This window comes from Paracoccus sp. FO-3, from assembly GCF_006386455.1.
Classification (GTDB): Bacteria; Pseudomonadota; Alphaproteobacteria; order Rhodobacterales; family Rhodobacteraceae; genus Paracoccus; species Paracoccus versutus.
The window spans coordinates 1-20,511 of sequence record NZ_VCBQ01000017.1; the positions used below are offsets into that span (position 1 = coordinate 1).

At 65.3% G+C, this 20,511-nt stretch carries 20 protein-coding genes and 2 pseudogenes; 2 read left to right on the top strand and 20 right to left on the bottom strand.

The features are described from left to right. Positions 1-649: 649 nt before the first annotated feature. The 14 genes from FE811_RS06710 to FE811_RS06775 form a co-directional block, all read right to left on the bottom strand. Positions 650-2,194, bottom strand: coding sequence for an ABC transporter substrate-binding protein (locus tag FE811_RS06710; protein WP_116221284.1), 1,545 nt, complete (start codon positions 2,192-2,194; stop codon positions 650-652). 39 nt (positions 2,195-2,233) lie between these two features. Next, the gene (locus FE811_RS06715; protein ID WP_072463412.1) at positions 2,234-2,956 is read right to left on the bottom strand and encodes an urease accessory protein UreF; all 723 of its coding nucleotides are present in this window, start codon (positions 2,954-2,956) and stop codon (positions 2,234-2,236) included. Next, positions 2,953-3,480 carry a hypothetical protein gene (locus FE811_RS06720; protein WP_052095812.1) on the bottom strand — a complete coding sequence of 176 codons (528 nt, stop codon included), beginning with the start codon at positions 3,478-3,480 and terminating at the stop codon, positions 2,953-2,955. Before FE811_RS06720 ends, FE811_RS06715 begins: the two co-directional genes overlap by 4 nt. Before the next feature lie 10 nt (positions 3,481-3,490). Beyond that, positions 3,491-4,306, bottom strand: a complete 816-nt coding sequence (locus FE811_RS06725) for an urease accessory protein UreD (protein WP_036752936.1) — start codon at positions 4,304-4,306, stop codon at positions 3,491-3,493. Next, on the bottom strand, positions 4,303-4,917 hold the full coding sequence (gene ureG, locus FE811_RS06730; RefSeq protein WP_036752934.1) for an urease accessory protein UreG: 615 nt from the start codon (positions 4,915-4,917) through the stop codon (positions 4,303-4,305). Before ureG ends, FE811_RS06725 begins: the two co-directional genes overlap by 4 nt. A gap of 13 nt (positions 4,918-4,930) precedes the next feature. Further along, the gene (gene ureC, locus FE811_RS06735) at positions 4,931-6,646 is read right to left on the bottom strand and encodes an urease subunit alpha (protein WP_062564123.1); all 1,716 of its coding nucleotides are present in this window, start codon (positions 6,644-6,646) and stop codon (positions 4,931-4,933) included. Between the two features lie 2 nt (positions 6,647-6,648). Beyond that, complete coding sequence (locus FE811_RS06740) at positions 6,649-7,332, bottom strand: urease subunit beta (RefSeq protein WP_116221285.1); 684 nt, start codon at positions 7,330-7,332, stop codon at positions 6,649-6,651. A gap of 4 nt (positions 7,333-7,336) precedes the next feature. Further along, complete coding sequence (locus FE811_RS06745; protein ID WP_062564121.1) at positions 7,337-8,044, bottom strand: ABC transporter ATP-binding protein; 708 nt, start codon at positions 8,042-8,044, stop codon at positions 7,337-7,339. After that, positions 8,041-9,834, bottom strand: coding sequence for an ATP-binding cassette domain-containing protein (locus tag FE811_RS06750; RefSeq protein WP_208861534.1), 1,794 nt, complete (start codon positions 9,832-9,834; stop codon positions 8,041-8,043). The genes FE811_RS06745 and FE811_RS06750 overlap by 4 nt, the downstream gene beginning before the upstream one ends. Beyond that, positions 9,827-10,663 (bottom strand): branched-chain amino acid ABC transporter permease, encoded by an 837-nt coding sequence (locus FE811_RS06755; protein ID WP_036752926.1) that lies wholly within the window; start codon positions 10,661-10,663, stop codon positions 9,827-9,829. Before FE811_RS06755 ends, FE811_RS06750 begins: the two co-directional genes overlap by 8 nt. Before the next feature lie 52 nt (positions 10,664-10,715). Beyond that, the gene (locus FE811_RS06760) at positions 10,716-11,873 is read right to left on the bottom strand and encodes a substrate-binding protein (RefSeq protein ID WP_062564120.1); all 1,158 of its coding nucleotides are present in this window, start codon (positions 11,871-11,873) and stop codon (positions 10,716-10,718) included. 24 nt (positions 11,874-11,897) lie between these two features. Continuing rightward, positions 11,898-12,773 (bottom strand): nitrilase family protein, encoded by an 876-nt coding sequence (locus tag FE811_RS06765; protein ID WP_116221286.1) that lies wholly within the window; start codon positions 12,771-12,773, stop codon positions 11,898-11,900. A 215-nt stretch (positions 12,774-12,988) separates the two neighbouring features. Beyond that, positions 12,989-13,567, bottom strand: a complete 579-nt coding sequence (locus FE811_RS06770; protein ID WP_062564128.1) for an ANTAR domain-containing response regulator — start codon at positions 13,565-13,567, stop codon at positions 12,989-12,991. 26 nt (positions 13,568-13,593) lie between these two features. Then, positions 13,594-14,736, bottom strand: a complete 1,143-nt coding sequence (locus FE811_RS06775) for a transporter substrate-binding domain-containing protein (protein WP_116221287.1) — start codon at positions 14,734-14,736, stop codon at positions 13,594-13,596. Between the two features lie 692 nt (positions 14,737-15,428). Between FE811_RS06775 and FE811_RS06780 the strand changes: the two genes are divergently transcribed. Then, entirely contained in the window at positions 15,429-15,926 is a 498-nt protein-coding gene (locus tag FE811_RS06780; protein ID WP_116221288.1) for a TIGR02444 family protein, read from the top strand. Positions 15,927-16,077: 151 nt separating this feature from the next. Here the strand turns inward: FE811_RS06780 and FE811_RS06785 are convergent, their stop codons facing one another. The 6 genes and pseudogenes from FE811_RS06785 to FE811_RS28695 form a co-directional block, all read right to left on the bottom strand. Next, on the bottom strand, positions 16,078-16,575 hold the full coding sequence (locus FE811_RS06785; RefSeq protein WP_338117752.1) for a UbiX family flavin prenyltransferase: 498 nt from the start codon (positions 16,573-16,575) through the stop codon (positions 16,078-16,080). Then, positions 16,572-16,931 carry a Rid family hydrolase gene (locus tag FE811_RS06790; protein WP_116221723.1) on the bottom strand — a complete coding sequence of 120 codons (360 nt, stop codon included), beginning with the start codon at positions 16,929-16,931 and terminating at the stop codon, positions 16,572-16,574. Before FE811_RS06790 ends, FE811_RS06785 begins: the two co-directional genes overlap by 4 nt. A gap of 92 nt (positions 16,932-17,023) precedes the next feature. Further along, positions 17,024-17,848 (bottom strand): FAD-dependent oxidoreductase, encoded by an 825-nt coding sequence (locus tag FE811_RS06795; protein WP_244295124.1) that lies wholly within the window; start codon positions 17,846-17,848, stop codon positions 17,024-17,026. Next, the gene (locus tag FE811_RS28190; protein ID WP_116221290.1) at positions 17,842-18,342 is read right to left on the bottom strand and encodes an FAD-dependent oxidoreductase; all 501 of its coding nucleotides are present in this window, start codon (positions 18,340-18,342) and stop codon (positions 17,842-17,844) included. Before FE811_RS28190 ends, FE811_RS06795 begins: the two co-directional genes overlap by 7 nt. A 22-nt stretch (positions 18,343-18,364) precedes the next feature. Next, complete coding sequence (locus FE811_RS06805) at positions 18,365-19,417, bottom strand: UbiD family decarboxylase domain-containing protein (protein WP_181180832.1); 1,053 nt, start codon at positions 19,415-19,417, stop codon at positions 18,365-18,367. A 130-nt stretch (positions 19,418-19,547) separates the two neighbouring features. Next, positions 19,548-19,823: pseudogene (locus tag FE811_RS28695) on the bottom strand (hypothetical protein); the annotation flags it as partial. Between FE811_RS28695 and FE811_RS06810 the strand changes: the two are divergent. After that, positions 19,792-20,511: pseudogene (locus FE811_RS06810) on the top strand (aldehyde dehydrogenase family protein); the annotation flags it as partial. The pseudogenes FE811_RS28695 and FE811_RS06810 overlap by 32 nt on opposite strands.

Consider the following 20,511-nt stretch of genomic DNA (forward strand, 5'->3'; position numbering starts at 1 on the left):
CCGACCGCTACAGCGAGCGCAAGGAAGGCGCGGTGAAGCTGGAAGCACGGCTGAACCTCAAGGCCGCGACGTGAGGCTGAGGATGCGCGATATCGGCTGGGGGCTGATCGCGAGATGCAACCGGATCGTGCCGTGAAGAGCTGCTGATCAGGTCTGAACCGGGTATGGAAGGCTCAAGGCCCGACCTGCTGCATTAGCAGGCTGGTGAAAAAGTCCTTGCGACAGGACAGCGCGGGCGGGGAACCGGGAAATCCGCCTCAAATTTGCCGAGAACGCCCCATTTTCGGGCCGATATTAGCTGGATCCAGAACGATTTCCGCTGCGTCGCCCTCTCAAAATCCTTTTTCAGCAGCCTGTTAAATAATCAATCTTGCTGCCGAGCAGTTGATGGGTAAGGAGGCGGGCGCCAAGACCGCCGCCGACTACGATGAGAAGCCCACTGAGCGGCAACAACTCTCATGACTCGGACTGGCAGACTTGGGCCTGCAGCTAGGGTTGTACATCCCCCGCCTACATCCCGAATACTGTTTCCCTCGTCCCTCGAACCGCCGTCTCGTCCATCCGATATCGCGGATGTATCTTTTATCGTCCATGCGGTTCCGTGCAATAATTACCTACGACAGTTTGTCGGGTTTGGACAAATCAGCTGCTAATCGAGATCGACTCCACGCAGATCGTGCCAGCATTGGTTTATGGAAACCAATCCCTTCACCCGGGCCGAAAGCGCGACCATGCCCCGCCGCGTGTTCAGAAGCGGCAAAACCGGCAGTTCTTCCATAACCCGCCGACCGGCTTCCCGATAAAGCCGCAGGCGTTCGGCCCCCGCGAGCGTTCCTGCTGCGCGATCAAGCAATTCATCGAGAAGCGGATCGGATGCATAACCCGCATTGAATCCGACAGGCGAGGCGTTGCGGCTGTGCAATACCTGCCGCAGCCAAAGATCGCTGGACATCGCCCAGCTCATCTCGCTGAAAGAGATGCCGGATGCCGCGCCCTGCCGCCACTCGTTGCAATAGCCGACCCAGTCGGGACGAAGCGTAACCTTCAGCCGGATGCCGACCGCGGCGAGGTTCTGTTCCATCTGCCGGTAGATCGCGCCGGGATCGAGCTGGGCCGAGCCTGCGCGCGCGCCCAGGGCATGAAGCGTCAGCCCTTCTGCCGCGCCCGCCTCGGCAAGCAGAGCGCGGGCACGATCCGGATCGTAGGGATACAGATCCCCGGCCTGCGGATCATGGGACGGCGAGCCGGGAGGCAGCATGCCGAATGCCGGAACCGCGGCACCCGGAAACAGTTTTGCGCACAAGGCTTCACGGTCAATCGCATGGGCAATCGCGCGGCGGACCCTGATGTCGGCCATCTGCGGATCGCGCAGATTGAAGACCAGATACCAGATGTATGGCGGATGGTATTCCGGAATGGTGAAGCCCTGCGCAGCCAGTTCTTCGAGATCGGCGCCCTCGAGGCTATAGGCCATATCCACCCGCCCCTCGGCCAGAGCCCGCAGTCGGTCGCCCAGATCGGGAAAGGGCAGAAAACGTATCCCCGAGAGCCGTGGCCGACCGCCCCAGTAATCGTCGTTCCGCACCAGTTCCACCCCCGAACCATGGGGCGTGTCAAAGCGCCGATGAAAGCGGAACGCGCCGGTTCCGGGCGCGCGGTCGGCGCATCCGTCGGGACCGAAACGCTTCAGCGCCAGCGGGCTGACCAGCGACTGCGCGCCAGGCGCATCCTCTTGCGTCATGTAGCGCAGGAATTCCGGCGACGGCTCTCTGAGCGTGATTTCGACCGTCAGGGAATCGACTGCCCGGACCTTCGCGATCAGCTCTGCCGCCGCGCGGTTCAGATCGGCCGCTTCATGCGAAAACATGGGCGATTCCGGATCGCAGAACCGGGCGTAGTTCAGAACCACGGCTTCGGCATCGAGCAGCGCGCCATCGTGAAAGCGGATGCCGGGGCGCAGACGGAACAGGAACCGGCGGGCGTCGTCCGAGACGTCGCAGCTTTGGGCCAGGCGCGGGACGATTGCGGTCGGCTGGCCCGGACTTGCCGGAGCAGCGTCGAAATCGTCCTCCATCAGGCTTTCATGGGTCTGCTGGACCACGCGACCGGTATTCCAGCCGCCAAAGGACCGGGGCGGGTCGATCCCGTCCACCTCCCAGTCCAGCGCCACGCGCAGAACATCTCTCTCATCCATTCCCATCACTCCGTGCCGGCCCCTGCTTCGTTGCGGTACTCATGTGGCGAACAAGCGACCGTGGTCCCGCGCATGGCGCATGGCGGCCGTCTCGATCACGGCAGCCGCGCTGCATTCCATCTCGTCCAGCGCGGTCGCCAGGGCGATCCGGCTGGCCGCCAGGATCTCGGGCGCGAAACCGGCGAGCACCGCCTGCGACGCCGCCGCAGGCACGATGTCCAGGCGCACCGCCGCCGACAGGATCATCGTGGCGATGCCACGCAGTTCCATCAGAACCGCAGCCGGGCGGGAAACGCCGCAGGCCGCCGAGGTTGCCGCCGAGATCACCGCCAGATGGCCGGGACTGCGGCCCGTGGCGATGGCACCCGCATAATCCGCCAGCACCGCGTCGCGCGACAACGAGGGTGCGAGCACCGCCAGCCTGCGACCGCATCGGCGAGAGGCCGCCTGTGCTGCATCGGTCAGCTTCAGGCAATCGAGCCGGGCGTCGATGGCCAACAACCGGGCCTCGTCCCCGGATGTCAAGGCCTGATGCGCAAGGGATGCCGCCGCCCCGTCGCAGCGGGCGCCCCCCTGCATCAGTGCCGAGACAACGATCTGCCGGAGGCGTCTTTCGTCGGGCACCCGGCCGTCGCGCAGCAGGCGCTCCAGTCCCAGGGCATGGGCGTGCCGCCCGATGGGCAGGGCGGTGTCCGACAGCTGCATCAGGGCCAGCAACGCCGGGCCATCCGCCAGCGCGCCAGACGTCGTGTCATGGGTCATTCTGCGTGATGGTGGTGGTGATGATGACGCGGACGGTCCGCCGGATGATCGTGCCCGGCCCCCGCGCAGACAGGCGGGGCATCCGCCGCAAAGGGTATGCGCGCGAAACGGATATGCGCGGGGTCGATATTGTGCGCCAGCAGCGGGCGTGCGGTCAGTTCGGGGGTCTCGGTCACGGGAACGATGACTTCGCGGCCCCGCAACTCACAGGGGGCGTGGCGATTTCCAAGGGCATGCCCGACCCGGAACGCCGCCAGAATATCGGTTTCGGACAGGGTGACGATCATCACCTCTTCCGGCAGGCGGGCCACGGTCAGGATACGGGTTCCGTCATCGTCCAGAACCGCGCCATCCGACAGCCAGCCTGGCTTTTGCAGGTCGATGCCGACATCGGCGCCCGCTTCGCTGGTCCTGCGAAGCCGGCGCCGGCCCGCATCGGCGGCGGCGATCCATATCCTGTCCCGCCGCCGGTGGCGAAAACGCGTTTCATCGGCATGACCCAGGATTTCACCAACGATCAGCATGATCTTTCCTTCATTTTCTAAGGACAGGCGCCGGACGGTTCCTCATCCGGCGCCTTGCCGCGTCCCAGGCCCGGTGGCTGGCCGCGCGCAATGCTGGAGCATCCGCGGCAAGAAAGCGCGCGACGACGCCGTAACCCGATGCCAGCGGGGCCGCGCCGCCGAAGGCCCCCTGCGTGCCGTCAAGCGAAGCAGCGATGTCGGCGGCCAGAGCCACGGAATCCACCTGCGCGCTCAGGGCAAAAAGCGTTCCGACATAGCCCTCTTCGCCCAAGGCGCCTGCCAGGGCGGGATCGGCCTCTGCGGGGCAGAAGCGCGCGCCGTCGATCAGGATGTCGCGGCCCTCGCACGTCACGACCAGCCGCAGCAGGACAAGGGCATAGTCGTGCCGCTCGCCCCGCGCCACACGGCCCGGCGCCATGCTGTCCAGAAGGATCGCACTCGCATCCCTTTCCATCGCCAACCGGGTAATCTGGTGATGGCAGGCCCCTGCATGGGGGATGACCATGTCCGGCACGGATTCCAGAAAACCGTTCCGCGCCACGGAAATACGGGTCGTCTGCACCGAGAGGACGTCCCCCTGCAACCGCGTCGCGGCGGGTGTCGAGAGGCAGAGTTCCGCCCCCTCATCCAGCCGGATATCGACCGACAGCCTGTCGCCGCCGAAGACCGATCCCGCGGCATTCTGGACATAGATCAGCGCCGTGTCCTCTTCAGCAAGGGGCAGGACCGCCGTCGTCGTCAGGGGATAGCATTGCCGCCGGCGGGCAAGCCGGGTCCGGCCCCCGCCATCCCGGACCAGATGCAGCGACAGATGCCCCTCGTTCATTCGGCGATCCTGTGGAACAGCGCGGATCGGGCGATCTCGTCGAAAACCGGGCGCACGCCCCGATCCCGGCGCAGATCGGTGAAGAGCGAGGGGCGACCCGGCCGCGCGGCGGCGACGTCCTGCCGGATCCGGTCCAGATCGGCATCGACATGCGGGGCCAGGTCGATCTTGTTCACGATCAGCAGGTCGGCACGCAGGACACCCAGGCCCCGCTTGCGCGGAATGTCGTCGCCAGCCGAGACGTCGATGACGAACGCCCACCAATCCACCAACTCGCTGGAAAAGGTCGCGGCCAGGTTGTCTCCACCGCTTTCGATCAGGATCAGGTCGGGGGAAAAGCGGCTTTCCAGATATTCCGCCGCCTCGATGTTCACCGAAGGATCCTCGCGGATCGCCGTGTGCGGGCAGGCCCCGCTTTCGACGCCCAGCACCCGGTCGGGGTCGATCAGGCCGGAACGGCGGACCCGTTCGGCATCCTCGGCAGTCACCAGATCGTTCGTGATCACGGCGACCGATACGCCCTCGTCCTGGCAGATCGGCAGCAAGCGTTCGACCAACCGGGTCTTGCCGCATCCGACCGGGCCGCCGATTCCGATCCTCACCGCCGCCATGTCATCCTCCGTCTCATTTCAGCATGTATCCTTGGCCCAGCGAAACACGTTCTGCCGGGGGGCTGTCCGCCACCTCGCCGTTGATGCGGACCTGGAAGCTTTCGGGATCGACGGCGATGTCGGGCAGCGCGTCGTTCAGCACCATGTCGCGCTTGCGCAGCGCCCGCGTGTCCGAGACGGCTGAAAGCCTTGCGCGCAGGTCCAGCCGCTCGGCAAGGCCGTTCCCGACCGCCGCCGGCGCAACGAAACGCAGGCCAAGGCTTTGCGGAGCGCGCCCGAAACAGCCCCACATCGGGCGATAGCGGACCGGCTCGCATGCCATCAACGAGGCGTTGGCCTCGCCCAGCGGCGCCCAAACCGGGAAGCCCGCCTTCAAGACCAGCTCCGGCTTGACCCCGAAGCTGTCCGGGCGCCAGAAAACCAGGTCGGCCAGCATGCCGACCGCGATCGAGCCGACCTCGTGGCCGATGCCGAACATCAGCGCCGGATTGACCGTGTATTTCGCCACATAGCGGCGGATACGGAAGTTGTCGGCGCCGGTGCCGCGATCCTCGTCCAGGCTGCCGCGCAGGTCGCGCATATGTTCCGCCAGTTGCCAGGTGCGCGCGATGGTCTCGCCGATCCGGCCCATGCCCTGGCTGTCCGAGCCGATGGCGCTGATCGCGCCCAGATCGTGCAGGACGTCCTCGGCCCCTATCGTCTCGCGCCGGATGCGGCTTTCGGCGAAGGCCACATCCTCGGGCAGGCGGGGATTGAGGTGATGGCTGGTCATTGCCATGTCGAAGTGTTCGTCGAACGTATTGATCGTGAACGGGTTCGTCGGGTTGGTCGAGGAAGGCAGGACATTGTCGCGCCCGCAGATGCGGATGATGTCGGGCGCATGACCGCCGCCCGCACCCTCGACATGATAGGCGTGGATGCCGCGGTCGCCGATGGCGCGGATCGTGTGTTCCACGAAACCCGATTCGTTCAACGTGTCGCTGTGCAGCTGGATCTGGCCGCCCCCGATCCCGGCCGCCTTCAGCGCCGCGTCGATCACCGCCGGACTTGCACCCCAGTCCTCATGGATCTTCAGCCCCGCCGCCCCGGCGGCAAGCTGTTCCAGCAGCGGCTCGACCCGATGCGAGGCGGCCTTGGCGATGAAGCCGAAATTCATCGGGAACGCCTCGGCCGCCTGCAGCATCAGCCCAAGGTTGGTGGTCCCGGTCGAGGCGATGGGCACCGTCGTCGGGCCCAACCCACCGCCCATCATTGTGGTGACGCCCGCGCAAAGCGCCTCGTCCACCTGGCCGGGGTCGATGAAATGCACATGGCAGTCGATGCCGCCCGCGGTGACGATCAACCCCTCGGCCGCGCGAACGTCCGTGTTCACGCCCACGGTCAGGCCCGGCGTCACGCCGTCCATGATGTTGGGATCGCCGGCCTTGCCGATCCCGATGATGCGACCCTTGCGGATGCCGATATCCGCCTTGAAGATCCCGGTCACGGCGTCGATGACCAGGGCATTCGTCACGATCAGGTCGGGCATGCCCTCGGCAGCGGTCAGCGCCCCGTCGCAGCCGGTTCCGGCGCGCAGGGTCTTGCCGGCACCGAACACCAGCTCATCGCCACCCACGCACAGATCCCGTTCGACCTTCGCCCACAGGCCCGTGTCGCCCAGCCGCACGCAATCGCCGGTCGTCGGTCCGTAGAGTTGCAGGTAGCGGCTTCTTTCGATGCTGCAAGCCACGCTCAGCCCTCCAGAAACGCGGCGAGACGCGCCATGGCGGCGCTGCGGATGCCGGGATCGTCCAGCGGACCATCGACCAACCCCGCAAGCCCATGCACGATGCGCGCGCCGCCGATGGCCACCAGATCCACGTCGCGGCTGTCGCCGGGCTCGAAGCGCAGCGTCGTCGCCGAGGGGATGTCCAGCCGAAAGCCATAGGCCGCCTGCCGGTCGAAATGCAGCGCGGGATTGACTTCGAAAAAGTGATAATGCGACCCGATCTGGATCGGCCGGTCGGCGGTGCTGACCACGCGCAGCCGCAGGGTGGCGCGGCCGCTATTGACCTCTACCGGCTCGGTCCCCGTTCGCCAGCGCGGCGGCAGGGCATCCGAGGACCGCTTGCCCGGCGCGATGGGGTCATGCACGCAGACAAGCTTCTGGCCGTCGGGAAACAGGGCCTCGACCATGACGACCGGGACCATCTCGGCCACGCCGGGCATCACGTCGTCCTCGGTCAGGGCCGAGGAGCCGAGCGCAACCATATCCGCGACCGTGCCCCCCGCACGCGCGCCTTCGCAGATCGTATCCGCGATCAGGGCGCGCGCCTCGGGTTCGGTCAGGGACAGGCCGTTCGCTCGGCGCAGGCGGGCAAGCTGGGCCGCCTGGAACAAAAGCAGCCGGTCGGTCTCACGCGGGGTCAGGCGCATGGCGTCACACCGCAAGATGGGCGGCAAGCCCGTCACTGGCGGCAAGTTCCTGCCGCGTGCCCTCCTCGACGATCTCGCCCAGCTTCATCATCGCCACCCGATCGGCAACCGACAGCGCGAAATCCAGATGCTGCTCGACCAGCAGGACGGCGATGCCCAGCTCGTCGCGGGCGCGAAGCAGCGCCTGGGCGATGCGGTCGACCATCGTGGGCTGCAAACCCTCGCTGATCTCATCGACCAGCATGATTTTCGGCCGGGCAATCAGCGCCCGCGACATCAGCAGCATCTTCTGTTCGCCGCCCGACAGGGTGCCCGCACGCTGGCCCAGCCGTTCGATCATCCGCGGAAAGACCGCCTCGACCTCGGGCAGGCATTGCCGGAACAGCCGATCCGTCGCCACCCCTAGGCGCAGGTTGTCCCCGACCGTCAGATCCTGGAACAGCGTATGTTCCTGCGGTGCGTGCGCCATCCCGGCACGAGCCATGAAGTTCGGTGCGGCACCGGTCACGTCCCTGCCGTCAAGGGTGATGCGGCCGCTGATGGGACGCACGAAACCCATGATGGTTTTCAGCAGCGTCGATTTGCCCATGCCGTTCTTGCCGAGGATCGCCACGATCCGGGCCCTGTCCACCTGCAAGGAAACATCGTGCAACACCGCTGCGGAACCGTAGCCGCTGGTCAGCGCATCGACAGTCAGAAGGGGCGTGCTCATTGCGCGGCCTCCACATGATGCCCGGCATAGACGGACCTGACCAGCTCCGAGGAAACGACCTCGTCCACGGTGCCCTCCATCAGGATCGAGCCCTGATGCAGCACGACCACGCGGTCGCTGATCTCGCGCACGAAATCCAGGTCATGTTCGATCAGGACGATGCACAGGCCGTAGTCGCGCGTCAGGCGGCCCAGCACCTTGCCGATCACCATGCGCTCGGGCCTGGTCAGCCCGGCGGTCGGCTCGTCCAGCAAAAGCACCGACGGCTCGGTCGCCAGCACCATCGCAAGCTCCAGCCCGCGCTTCATGCCGTGGGACAGGTTGCCCGTCTCATCCGCCAGCCGCTGATCCAGCCCGGTGGCGCGCAGGATGTCCAGCGCGGGTTCCGGCAGGGCGATGCCGACGCCGCTGCGAAACAGCCGGGCGCCGTCGATCCGGTAGCGGGCAAGCAGCAGGCAATCGGCGACGGTCAGCGTGTCGAAAAGATTGGTGTTCTGAAAGCTGCGGCCGACGCCCAACGCCACGATGTCTTGCGGCGCGCCGCGTCCGATCTCGGCACCGTTGATCTCGACCTTTCCGCCGCTACGTTCGCTGCCGTCGCTGATGCAGCGCATCAGCGTCGTCTTGCCCGCCCCGTTCGGCCCGATGATGCCCAGCAGGTGACTGGCCCGTCCGGTCATGGTCACGTCAGTCAGCACGCTGAGGCTGCCGTAGCGGCGCGACAGATGCTCGATCCTCAGCGGAGGTTTCTGGTCGTCCGCCCCCTGCCCCAGGCGGCTGCGCGTGTCGGGGACAAGGACACGGGCCGGCACGCCGGCCGTGCGGACCGGCAGGATCCGGCGAAACAGGCCGCCGACAAGAGGCGCGAAGCCACGCGGCAGAAGGACGATGACCGCCACGAAGACGACGCCGATCAGCAGCTTCCACAGAAAGGGCATCGTTCCCGACAGCCACGAAGACATGGTGTCGATGCCAAGCGCCGCGAATATCGGACCCAGCAGCGTTCCGCGCCCGCCCAGTGCCGTCCAGATCAGGAATTCGGTACCAAGCTGGAAGCTTGCCAGTTCGGGCGCAACGACGTTCGAGAACGCGGCATAGCCGAAGCCCGCAGCCGAGGCGATCACCGCCGAAGCGATCATCAGCATGATCTTTATGCGCGACACCGGGATACCAAGATAGGCACAGCGTTCCTCGTTCTCGCGGATGGCGACCATCACGCGTCCAAAGTCGCTGCGGACCAGCAGCCAGGCGGCGGTGGTCGTCAGCACAAGGAATGTCCCCGCGGTCCAGAACCAGATCCTCAGATCCCAATAATAGGTGGGAAAGCCCGACAATCCGCTGGAAGAGCCGGTAAAGTTGCCGCCAGAAAAGATCACCTGCGTCAGGACGATCGGCAAGGCCAGCGTGATGATCGAGGCGTAAAGCGGCGACGAACCGTGAAAGAAGGCCAGCCAGCCGGTCGCGGTGGCGACGACCGCCGCAACGCCGATCCCCAGGGCAAGTCCGGCCAGCGCCCAGCCTGGACCGAAGCCGTAATGGGTAAAGATCAATCCGCAGGCATAGGCCCCGATGCCGAAGAAGGCGGACTGGCCGAAGGTCAGGATTCCGACCGAACCCCAGAGGATGTCCACAGTCATGACGACCGTGGCCAGAAACAGCGTTCGGATGAGGATATTGGTCAGGTAGGTGTCCAGCAGCCAGGGCGCGACGGCCACGACCAGCAGGCCGATGATGCAGCCGGTCGCCGCCACGCGGAACCGGGTTGTGATGGCGGCGGAAATGTCACGCACGACTGAATCCTTTGGGACTGATGCGCAGAACCAGCGCGGCTGCGACCACGATGGTCATGCCGCCCAGAATCGGGTTCGCATAAGTGCTGACGACGACCTGCGCCCCGCCCAGGATCAGCGAGGCGACGAGGAGACTGGGAAAGGATACGCCCGCGACCATCACCAGCATGAAGCTGTTGACCAGCCAGGGCAGCCCCATGTTCGGATCGACCGATATCAGCGGCGTGATCAGCGCGCCGGCGGCGCAGGCAAGGGCTGCGCCCAGCCCAAAGGTCAGCGCACGCACGCGGGTGCTGTCGATGCCAAGCCCGCGCGCCAGTCTTTCGTTCATGATGACCGCGCGGGCGTTCAGGCCGAAGCGGGTCAACTTCAGCAGCGCGCTCAATGCCACGACCAGAAGCACGGCGATGACCGCGACCGCAAGGCGATAAGCCGAATAGTCCACGCCGAACAGTTCCGTCGTGCCGCTGATCGGGTTCGGTGCAAACTGCACGCCACGGCCGAAGCCCAGCGTGATCAGTTGCCCAATCACGATGCCAAGTCCCCAGGTGGCAAGGATCGCGTCCAGAGGACGATCATAGAGCGGGCGCACGATCACGCGCTCGATCACCAGCCCGCCGAGAAAGCCGACGCCAGCGGCCAGGGGGATCGAAAGCCACGGCGAAAGACCGGCAGCACCGTTGAGATAGGCCATGTATCCGCCAACGGTCAGAAAGGCGCCATGGGCGAAGTTGATCAGCTTCATCACCCCGAGGATGATCAGCAGGCCAGCCGATACCGCAAACAGGATCGCGGCGGTCGTCAGTATGTCGAGGACGAGAATAGCCATCTTGCGCTCTTGTCGGAAAGGGATGCGGGGCACGCCCCGCATCATTCAGGGGTCAACCGGCGAGCTGCGGGCACTGCTCGCCCGGATCCACGTCGGGGAAGGACTTGATCACCTCGACCGATCCGTCGGCCGCGACACGACCCAGATACATGGTCAGCGGCGAGTGGCGCTGCTTGTTCATGGTGATCGAGCCGCGCGGGCCGTCCACGGTCACCTCGCCCAACGCTTCGACCACCTTTTCGGCATCGGTCGAGCCGGCTTTCTCGACCGCGGCGGCATAGGCGAGGATGCCTTCGTATTGCGGGACGGACAATTCGCTCGGGGTTTCGGCCTTGGCTCCGAACTTGGCGTTCAGTGCCTCCAGGAACGCCTTGTTCGCGGCGGAATCGATGCCGGTGATGTAGGAGGCAGCGATATAGATGCCCTCGGCATCCGTCCCCATCGTGGCGGCGGTCCCTTCGTCGATGGCGTAGTTGCCATAGGGAATGTCCACGCCGGTGGCGCGAAGCTGCTTGGTCAGGGTGACATTGGGCGCACCGCCCGCGGTCGAGGTGATCAGCGCATCGGGACTGGCGGACCGCATCTGCGAGATGATGGCCGTCCAGTCCGAGCCGTCCATCGGCAGATATTCCTCTCCGACGACCGTGCCGCCCTTGGATTCGACATATTCGCGGGTGAATTCCAGCATCCCCCGGCCAAAGGCGTAGTCGCTGCCGATCAGGAAGAACTTTTTGGCGCCCATCTCGTCCATGAACTGATCGACGATGGGGGCGACCTGCTGTTCGGGAACCCACGCGTTGATATGCATCCAGGGCGAGCAGGACCGGCCCTCGTAGAACGAGGTATAGATGAGAGGGACCTTGCCGCGGTTCACGATGGGCAGGCCGGCATTGCGCGCGGCGCTGGTCTCCATTGCGACGATGGCATCGACCTTCTGCTGGAAGACCAGGCTGTCATAGGCGCGTTGCGCGCCCTGCGCACCCGAGCCGTCATCCGCGATCACCAGTTCCAGCCGACGTCCAAGCACGCCGCCCTTCGCGTTGATCTGGTCCACGGCCAGTTCCGACGCCTGCACCACCGATGGCGCGACAACGCTGTTCGCGCCGCTGAGCCCGACCGGAATACCGATCCTGATGGTTTCCTCGGCCTGTGCGGAAACGGCACAGGCAAGGCCCATCCCGAGTCCAAGAAGAAGTTCACGGATTTTCATGTCGTTTTCCCCTGTTGCAGCGCATTATGGGCGCCGGTCCGATGGCTTTGCTCCCAGTCGTTCGGCATAGATGTCCGTTCGCCTGTCGCGGAGCGGGTGGTTGAAGCTGTTCCAGTTGCGCGCGCGCCGCGCGGCCGAAAGGTCGACCTCGGCCAGAACGATTTCCTCGCTGTCACCGCTGGCCGGACCCGCGACGGGCCAGCCGGTATGGCCGACGATCAGGCTGTGGCCGACAAAGGGCTGACCACGTTCGGTCCCGACCCGGTCGGCACAGGCGATCACCATGGAGTTGCTGTGCGCGGCGGCCATGTGAAGGATGTTCGCCATGGGCCCCCGGCCCTCGGCCTGCCCCGGAATCGGCACCCAGTTGGTCGGCACGCAGACCAGATCCGCTCCTTCGACGGCGGCCAGCCGGAACACCTCGGGGAACCATCCGTCATAGCAGATCGCCACGCCGATGCGGCCATGGGGAGTAGAGAAAACCGGCAGGCCCAGATTGCCCGCCTCGAACCAGAGGTTCTCGTCCGCCCAGAGATGCAGCTTGCGATAGACCCCCAGCACCCCGTCCGGCCCAATGACGACCGCGCTGTTATAGAGCCGATCCCCCTCGCGCTCGGCAATTCCTGCCACCAGGAACAGCTTTCTGCGGGCGGCGACCTCGGCCCAGGCGATCGTGCTGGGACCGTCGGGGATCGGTTCCGCAAGGGCAAAGGCCTCGGCCCTGCTTTGAAACATATAGCCCGAGATCACCAGCTCGGGCAGGATCACGATCCTTGCCCCCGCATCCGCGGCCTGCTCGATCATCGCGATGCTGCGCGCCCGGTTGTCCGCGACCTCGCCAAAGCGCGGCTCGAATTGCAGGCAGGCGATCATGAGCTTTTCTTCGTGTTTTTCAGCCATTCTTCCACTGCCGCCCAGCGGCATCCAATACGCAAAAAGCCTCTGCCATCGCCCCCGGTGGGGTGCGCAATGGAACAGAGGCTTGCCAGCCAGATATGTCGAGAAGGCGGCCTGCCGGGCGCCGTGATCCAAATCACGCCCCCATGCGGCTCAAAGTCAATTTGGTGCTTCGGATAATCCTGCCCGAGACGGAAACTGCCGCGAATGCGAGCAGGCTAGATATCCTTTGACATGTCTTTCAGCACATCCTGCGCATTGATGATGCTTGCAGCGACATCGGCCATCGAGATACGCCGCCGCGTCGCTTGCGCGCGAATGGTTTCGAATGCATCCGATTCCGGCACGCCTTTCACCTCCGCAAGAATACGGGCGGCCTTCGATATGTCGCGTTGCGCCTTTATGGTCTCTTCCAGCTTGCGGACCTTTGCCTCCAGCCGCCGATGGTATCCATGAAGCCAGCGCCCCAGCGTCAGCGTGGACAGGACGCCCGCGGGCCGCAGGGGCTTGACCAGCACGCCATGGACGCCGGTGTCCACAAGGGCTTTCAGGATCACCGGGTTCTCGTATTCCAGGATCGCGATGACAGCGGGGGCATCTTCATCCACGGCCCAGCTTTTCGTGGGCTGAAAGCGATGATCCAGGCTGAGAAAGATCAGGTCCACCCCCCGCGGCGGCATGTCGGGCAGGGGCCAGACCGGCAGAACCTGACAGCCGATGCGGCGCAACTGGCCGACCAGGGCATCGCGATCCTGATCGGGTGCGTGAATGACAGCCACCCGCAGGTCGCGCAGCATCTCGACCACATGGTTTCCGCCCCGGCTCACGCAACACCTTCATCGGTCCGAACCGGGGCAACCGGAGAATTGGCAAGATAGGGATCCGGCCGGACAAGCTCACTTGCCGACCAGACGATATCGAACGCGCCATTTGCATTGGCCCGCCCGATCCTCGGCGTCATCCAGGCATGGTTGTTGTCCGGGTCGATCAATACGGGCCCATCCGGTGCGTCAAACGCCATCCCGTGCAGTACCTGAAGCAAGTGATCCGTGTCGATCGATTGGGTCAGTTCCAGCGCATGACCAAACATCCGCGCCTGGCTGTATGAGGCAGCCGCCCAGCCGCTGACAGGACGATCATCGCCAAAGCTCTTGCGCAGACTCGCCAGGAAACGGTCATTCTGATCGCTCTTCAGAGAAGAGAAATAGGACGAGGCCGTGACGATCCCCTCGGCTCGCTCGGCTCCGATGCGCGCAAGCTCGCACTCGGTCAGGGAAATACCGCCAATCGGGCGTGTTCCGCCAAGATCCAGCCCAGCATCCTGATACAGCCGCGCGAATTCCTGGCCGGTTTCGCCCACCAGGGTCGAAAAGACGAATTCCGGTTGAAGTCTGCGGATCTCGATCAGAACCTTCTGGATCTCATTGCGCGAGGCCATTATCGGCAGATAGCTTTCCCCGACGACCTGTCCCCGCCGCGCCTCGATCAGATCCCGCATGACGCGATTGGTTTCACGCGGGAAAATATAGTCGCATCCGACCAGGAAACCCTTTCCGCCATGCTCGGCGACCAGGTAGTCGGCCAGAGGAAAGATGCATTGATTGGCAACGGGGCCTGTATAGAGAATGTTCGGCGAATATTCGAAGCCCTCATAGCTTGCCGGATACCACAACAATCCGTTGCGGCGCTCGACCGAGCGCGAGACGATCTTGCGCGTATCCGAGGTGTGGCAGCCGAAGATGACCGAGATGCCCTCGGCTGTCATCATCCTTTCGGCATGCTGCCTGAAGGCATTGGGATCACCTGCGGGATCATGTTCCGCAATCTCGACCAAGCGGCCGAGGATCCCTCCATCGCGGTTGAGTTCGTTCACGGCCAGTCGAACGCCCAATGCATGTTCGCTTTCGGGCAGTCCGGTCGGGCCACTTCGAGAGAAGAGCAAACCGATCCGCCAAAAGTCGTTCATCGCATCATCCCTGCCTGATCGCCTCCGAACGAATTGGGTTCGATCCGGGCGAAGCCATCCGCAAGAAGTTCTTGCGACGTTGATACGGCAGCTGCGAAATGGTTAAAAGCCCTCGTCATCGTTGCCGTATAAACTCCGCCCGTAATCGGATCGAGCTCCCATCACACGCAATCTTGACGCATCAATGCCGATTGTGAACGGCCCTTCACCGCTTGCGACCTACCTGCAACCTCTTGGGCTTATAAGTCGACCATGGGCTTGGTCCGTCGGACCTGTTGACCATTGGACCGGCGGGTTGCTGCTGCAGCTCTCACCTGCGCGGCCCTGCGTTGCTCAGCCTGGCCCAACGGTCCAACGGCTTTCCAGGAGGGAGGTGTGCAGATTTTCTCCTTTTGTGAACCTTGCTCATCGCCTCAACCCGGAGCCCCTCCTTGTTTGGCCGTGCGGGTTATCCCCAAGATTCGCATGGGGCGCGCCTCTGTCCACAATATCCCGCCGCCCTGCCGCTGACGTGCACGCCGATCCGCCCCATCATGATGGGCATGGCGCATTCCCGCGCCCAGCCGGGAAAAACGATGCCGGACAACAGCCTTATCGACGCACAGGACCGCAAGCCGGTCGTTGAGAGGAAGGGTCATCGCAGTCTCCGTTCCGAGCCAGAATGTGGCCAATACCATGAAGGCTGAACAGGCATGGACGACAAGAAAACCAAGAAAACCGGAAGGCCGGACCTCTGGTCCTCCGCGCTGGCCTTCTACGCGCAGCCTGGCATCGCGCCGCTGTGTCTGCGCCGGCAGGCCGAGGGCGGGACGGATGTGATGCTACTGATCGCGCATTGCCATGCCCTTGCCCGGCAGGACGCGCCGCTGACCGCGACCGAACTGGACGCCCTGCGCGACCATATGGCCGAGTGGCGCGGCCGCACCGTCCTGCCGCTGCGGGCGCTGCGGGTCGATCTGCGCGAGCCCGTCGCCCATCTGCCGGAAGCCGAACGCGAAGCCCTCCGCGGCCGGCTGAAGCAGGTCGAACTGGCGGCGGAAAAAGTGCAAGCCGGGATGATCGCGGAATGGTTCGCCGCACGGATTCCGGCAGGGAACGGCGATTTCGCGCAGGGATTGCGCATCCTCGCCGGGACCGCCGCGCTACCGGACGCGGATATCGCCCTGCTGCATCGGGCCGCGACTGCCTGACTGGCTTTCCGGTGCGGGCCGGTTCGCTCAGTGGTGTGTCTCAGTGGCCTGCCATTGACAGGCTATGCGAAAAGCTATTCCTTCCAGCGCCTGACCAGGCCTTCGGTCTCGATATCGAACAGGTCCAGCACCCTGCCAAGCGTGTGGTCGATCATGCCCTCCAGCGTTCGGGGCCGGGCGTAGAAGGCCGGGACCGGCGGGACGATGATCGGCCCATCTCGGACAAGGCGGTCATGGTCCGCAGATGGCCGGTATGCAGCGGCGTCTCGCGGACCATCAGCACTAGGCGGCGGCGTTCCTTCAACATGACATCCGCCGCCCGGCTGAGCAGCCCCGAGGTCACGCCCCCTGCGATTTCCGCCATCGAGCGAATGGAACACGGCGCGACCACCATCCCCATGGTGCGAAACGACCCACTGGACACCGGGGCGGCAATGTCGGTCGCGGAATGGACGTGATCGGCCGACGCATGGACCTCGGCCAGCTTGCGCCGGGTCTCATGCGCCAGCGTGATCTCGGCGGCGCGGATCATGACCAGATGCGTCTCGATCCCGCTGCCTTGCAGGATCTCCAGCAGGCGAATACCGTAGATTACGCTGAGGCACCCGAAATGCCGACAACCAGACGCTTGGGGCGGCCACCGCCTCAGCCCGCGCGCGAGGCGGTGATCTCGATCTCAACCTTGGCGCCCTGGGTGGGGATCTGGCAGATCAGCATCGTGTTGGTGGGGCGTATGTCGCGGAACACCTCGCCCAGCCAGGGGGCATCGGTGATATAGACCCGGCAGGCCACGGCATCGGTTAGTCCCGATCCGGCCTGTTTCAGCGCCTTGTCGATGCTGGCCAGCGCGTTGCGGGCCTGCTGGCCTGCGTCATCGGGCGGTTGCCCGTCCTCACCCTGCCCCAGCGTCCCTGAGACATGGATCGTCATCCCGTCGATTACCGCCTTGGCATAGCCTGCGAAATCCTCGGAAGGGGCGCCGTTTCGGATGCCCGATCCGGGCATGATGACATATTCTGCCCGAAAGCTATCCACGGGCGCGGGGCACGCCACTGGGCAATCCTTGCGCGATCGGACGCAAGGGTTTCGACGATGGTCTATGCACCCTGCGCCACAAGCCGCCCGGCCGCTGCCTTGCCGCTGGCTGCCGCCCCGGTAACCAGCGCCTGCGCCAGATAGTCGCAGCAGAAATGCAGCCGCCCTCGGCTCGCTGCCTGACGATCCAGGAAGCGGCGGACCTCGGCCGCGCAGCCGGGATAGAACTCGGGCAGCATGCGGGCGACCCATTGGTTGTGATGGTCCACCCGGTCGGCATCCAGCGTCGGATAGAGCCTGCGAAGATCCTTCGCCACGATCTCGTGGATGCGGTCCGTCATGCCCTCGTCGCGGGCGCAGCGGTTGGCCTCGGGTATCAGCTGCGCGTAAAGCTGCGGATGGCTGCCCTGCGCCTCGTTGCCGGGGATTTTCTGGTAGGTGGCAATGGCGCCGCCTGCCCGATCCGTGAAGAAATTCATCCGGGCCGCTACCTGCCGGTTCAGACGGACATGCACCATCCCCGGCGGGTTGTCGCGCACCTTCGCCATGAAATCACGGTCCTCGGGGGCGAGATCGGGAACCAGCGCATTCGCATGCCCACCCTCGACCGCGCAGACGACCCGGTCGGCTTCCAGTGTCTCGCCCTGGCCGTCCCGCTCAACCTCCACCCGGCACGGGCCGCTGGCCGGGGCCTCGAACCGTAGGGCGCGGGTGTTCAGCATCAGCACCAGGTCGCGCGAAAGCGCCGCAGCCAGGCTGTTCATGCCGCCCTTCAGCACATGCACCGTGCTGCGCCCGATCATATGGGGCATGGTGGTGGCGAAGAAGGCGGCCGAAGTGGCGCCGGCATCCCAACTCCGCGTGCCGCGAAAGACTGGGTTCACCATCCCCTCCAGCACGCGGCGGCTGAGGTGGCGGGTGACATGGGCAGCCAGCGTCTCGCCATTCGCTGCGGGGGCCGAGGTCGCGTCGTCCGGATTGGTGGCGAAGCGCGCTGCCGGCATCCGGGTCCCGCAGCCAGGAAGCGTAGCCGGTCCCCCATCGTCAGCCCCGGCGTCCTCAGCGAGCGCGGGCCGGGCATCAACTCGACTGTCCATGCCTCGTCCGGCCCGTGGCATTCGGCGGCAAGGTGGCGGACCGGCACCAGATCCGGGGTCAGCCCGATATCCAGCAGGCGATTGAAATCCTTGCTGAAGACATAGAGAAGCCGCGCCCCGGTATTGTAGCGGATGCCCCGCGTCTCGCGCGCGCCGACGCGGCCGCCCGGCCGATCCGAGGCCTCGATCACCGTAGCTTCCCATCCCGCACGGCGCAGGTGCCAGGCGGCGATCAGTCCGGCAATCCCGGCGCCCACCACGATAACTGAAAGCTGCTGGGGCATCGATCGCCTCCTTTTCTGGGTTTCAGCCCTCCTGGGTCAACCAGTCGGCCAGGTTGATATCGTCCTGACCGGGGATAGATTTGCGGGCGAACTCCGCCTCGCGCCTCCAGGGCATCGTCGCGTCGATGCAGAGCCTGCCCCAATGGTCCTTCTTCGGATCGCGGTAGAAGCCCGGAATGTCGTTCAGGATCATCGCCCGCGTATCCGCCCGCCTGCGCGTCAGGTAAGCCCACATCACGTCGTCCAGATCGTAGCTGTCCACGTTCTCATCGACCACGATCACCACCTTGTTGTAGTCCAGATAGGATCCCAGCGCCGACAGGAACACATGCCGGACATGGCCCTCATAGGCCTTCCTGATCTTCACGATGGAAATCATCCTGTTCGGGCAGCAGCACACGTCGATGACGCCGGGCACCTGCGCCGCGACATGGCGATAGACGCGGGCGGCGGTCACGGCCTCCAGCGGGCGCAGGTCCTCGGGACTGCCGCAGACCAACCCATGCAGCACCGCATCGGGGCGATAGCTGACATGGGTGATCTCAAGGACGTGATTGTCACCGACCTCGACGTAATTGCCCATGAACTCGCCGAAGGGCCCCTCGGGGCGCTTGATATGGGGCAGGAAGCGGCCCTCGTCCACGATATCGGCGCTGGCGGGCACTTCGAGGTCGATGGTCTCGCAGCGCCGCATGGGGATCTTCTCGGCCTTGATCTGCGCCGCCATCACCAGTTCGGACGCCTCATAGGGCAAGGAGGCGCAGGCCGACAGGAAGATTTCCGGCGGGCAGGACAGCAGCAGCGCGGCCTCCAGCGCCTCGCCGCGTTCCTCGGCCTTCTTCTGATAGCGCGTCAGGTCGTGGGTGCCGCCAAGACGCACCCGCAACTCGGTATCGCTGACCTGCATCGAGCGGCGGAAGGACAGGTTCGGCACGCCGCTGTCGGGCTCCTTCGCCAGGCAGATCGCCGAGGTGAAGTAAGGCCCGGCATCGCGACCGTGATAGGTCACCGCCGGCAGGTCCGACAGCTGGCCGGAGACGAAGCCGCCGGCCTGTCCGGCCGTGGCCGGGACCATCACATCGGTGTCGCGCGCGGCAAGGCGGGCATCGGTCAGTTCGATCCAGCGCTTGCAGAAGGTGGCCGCCGGCGCCGATCATCCGGCATAGCCGGCCATGGTTGCCGTAGAGGTTCGAGACCACTGGCATCGCCAACCCCGCCACGTCCTGGAACAGCACCGCATGTTCGCCCGCGCGCTGCACGGCGGGGGTCACGGCGGCGAACTGGTGGCGCGGATCGACCTGCCGCGAGACGCGTGCCAACTCGCCACGGGATTCGAGATCACGAAGGAAATTCTGCATATGGGCCTCGCGGGTTACAGGGTTGCGGCCAGTAAACCCGGCCGCCGGGCCGGGATACAGCGCGGCGATTTTGCCCGCCCGGCCTTTTCCTTTGGATATCCGCCCCAAGCGCCGCCGGGCCATTCCCCGAAAGCTCCGCCCCGCGCATGTTCAGGCGAAACCAGCCTTTACGAGACCCCGGAGTTCCCATGACCCACAGCATCGACTCCGCAATCCCCGCAGCGGCAAGGTGGATTACCAGATCACGCCGCTGGACCCGCCCGCCCTGACCACCCACACCGAAGCCCTGCACGCCGGACAGGCCAAATGGCTGGAGATCGGCCTTGACGGCCGCATCCGCGCGATGGAGGCGCTGTGCGACGCGGTGGACCGCCATTACCAGCCGATCCTGGACCTGCTTTGCGCCGATACCGGGCGGCATGAATGGTCCGTGAACGAAATCGAGGGGCTGAAGGGCATCACCCGCATGCGTTGCGCCACCGCCGCCGAGGCAATGGCCGAGGCGACCGGCAACTCCTCGGACCCGGCCCTACGCTTCCAGCAGCAATATGTGCCCTATCAGCTGGTCGGCATCATCTCGCCCTGGAACTATCCGCTGATCCTGGCGATGATCGACGCGATCTGCGCGCTGCTGGCGGGCTCCGCCGTCGCGATCAAGCCCAGCGAGGGGACGCCGCGCTTCATCGCCCCCTTCCGCAAGGCCATCGCCGAGGTCGAACACCTGCGCGACGTGCTGGACGTGTTCGAGGGCGGGGCCGAGACCGGCGGCTGGCTCGTGGACCTGACCGACACGCTAGTCTTCACCGGCTCG

Bases quoted from the DNA above. Each gene is read 5' to 3' on its own strand.
- FE811_RS06710 (WP_116221284.1), bottom strand. From the start codon at position 2,194: ATGGATGAGAGAGATGTTCTGCGCGTGGCGCTGGACTGGGAGGTGGAC.
- FE811_RS06715 (WP_072463412.1), bottom strand. From the start codon at position 2,956: ATGACCCATGACACGACGTCTGGCGCGCTGGCGGATGGCCCGGCGTTG.
- FE811_RS06720 (WP_052095812.1), bottom strand. From the start codon at position 3,480: ATGCTGATCGTTGGTGAAATCCTGGGTCATGCCGATGAAACGCGTTTT.
- FE811_RS06725 (WP_036752936.1), bottom strand. From the start codon at position 4,306: ATGAACGAGGGGCATCTGTCGCTGCATCTGGTCCGGGATGGCGGGGGC.
- ureG (WP_036752934.1), bottom strand. From the start codon at position 4,917: ATGGCGGCGGTGAGGATCGGAATCGGCGGCCCGGTCGGATGCGGCAAG.
- FE811_RS06740 (WP_116221285.1), bottom strand. From the start codon at position 7,332: ATGCGCCTGACCCCGCGTGAGACCGACCGGCTGCTTTTGTTCCAGGCG.
- FE811_RS06745 (WP_062564121.1), bottom strand. From the start codon at position 8,044: ATGAGCACGCCCCTTCTGACTGTCGATGCGCTGACCAGCGGCTACGGT.
- FE811_RS06755 (WP_036752926.1), bottom strand. From the start codon at position 10,663: ATGGCTATTCTCGTCCTCGACATACTGACGACCGCCGCGATCCTGTTT.
- FE811_RS06760 (WP_062564120.1), bottom strand. From the start codon at position 11,873: ATGAAAATCCGTGAACTTCTTCTTGGACTCGGGATGGGCCTTGCCTGT.
- FE811_RS06765 (WP_116221286.1), bottom strand. From the start codon at position 12,773: ATGGCTGAAAAACACGAAGAAAAGCTCATGATCGCCTGCCTGCAATTC.
- FE811_RS06770 (WP_062564128.1), bottom strand. From the start codon at position 13,567: ATGCTGCGCGACCTGCGGGTGGCTGTCATTCACGCACCCGATCAGGAT.
- FE811_RS06775 (WP_116221287.1), bottom strand. From the start codon at position 14,736: ATGAACGACTTTTGGCGGATCGGTTTGCTCTTCTCTCGAAGTGGCCCG.
- FE811_RS06780 (WP_116221288.1), top strand. From the start codon at position 15,429: ATGGACGACAAGAAAACCAAGAAAACCGGAAGGCCGGACCTCTGGTCC.
- FE811_RS06790 (WP_116221723.1), bottom strand. From the start codon at position 16,931: ATGCCCGGATCGGGCATCCGAAACGGCGCCCCTTCCGAGGATTTCGCA.
- FE811_RS06795 (WP_244295124.1), bottom strand. From the start codon at position 17,848: ATGGTGAACCCAGTCTTTCGCGGCACGCGGAGTTGGGATGCCGGCGCC.
- FE811_RS28190 (WP_116221290.1), bottom strand. From the start codon at position 18,342: ATGCCCCAGCAGCTTTCAGTTATCGTGGTGGGCGCCGGGATTGCCGGA.
- FE811_RS06805 (WP_181180832.1), bottom strand. From the start codon at position 19,417: ATGGTCCCGGCCACGGCCGGACAGGCCGGCGGCTTCGTCTCCGGCCAG.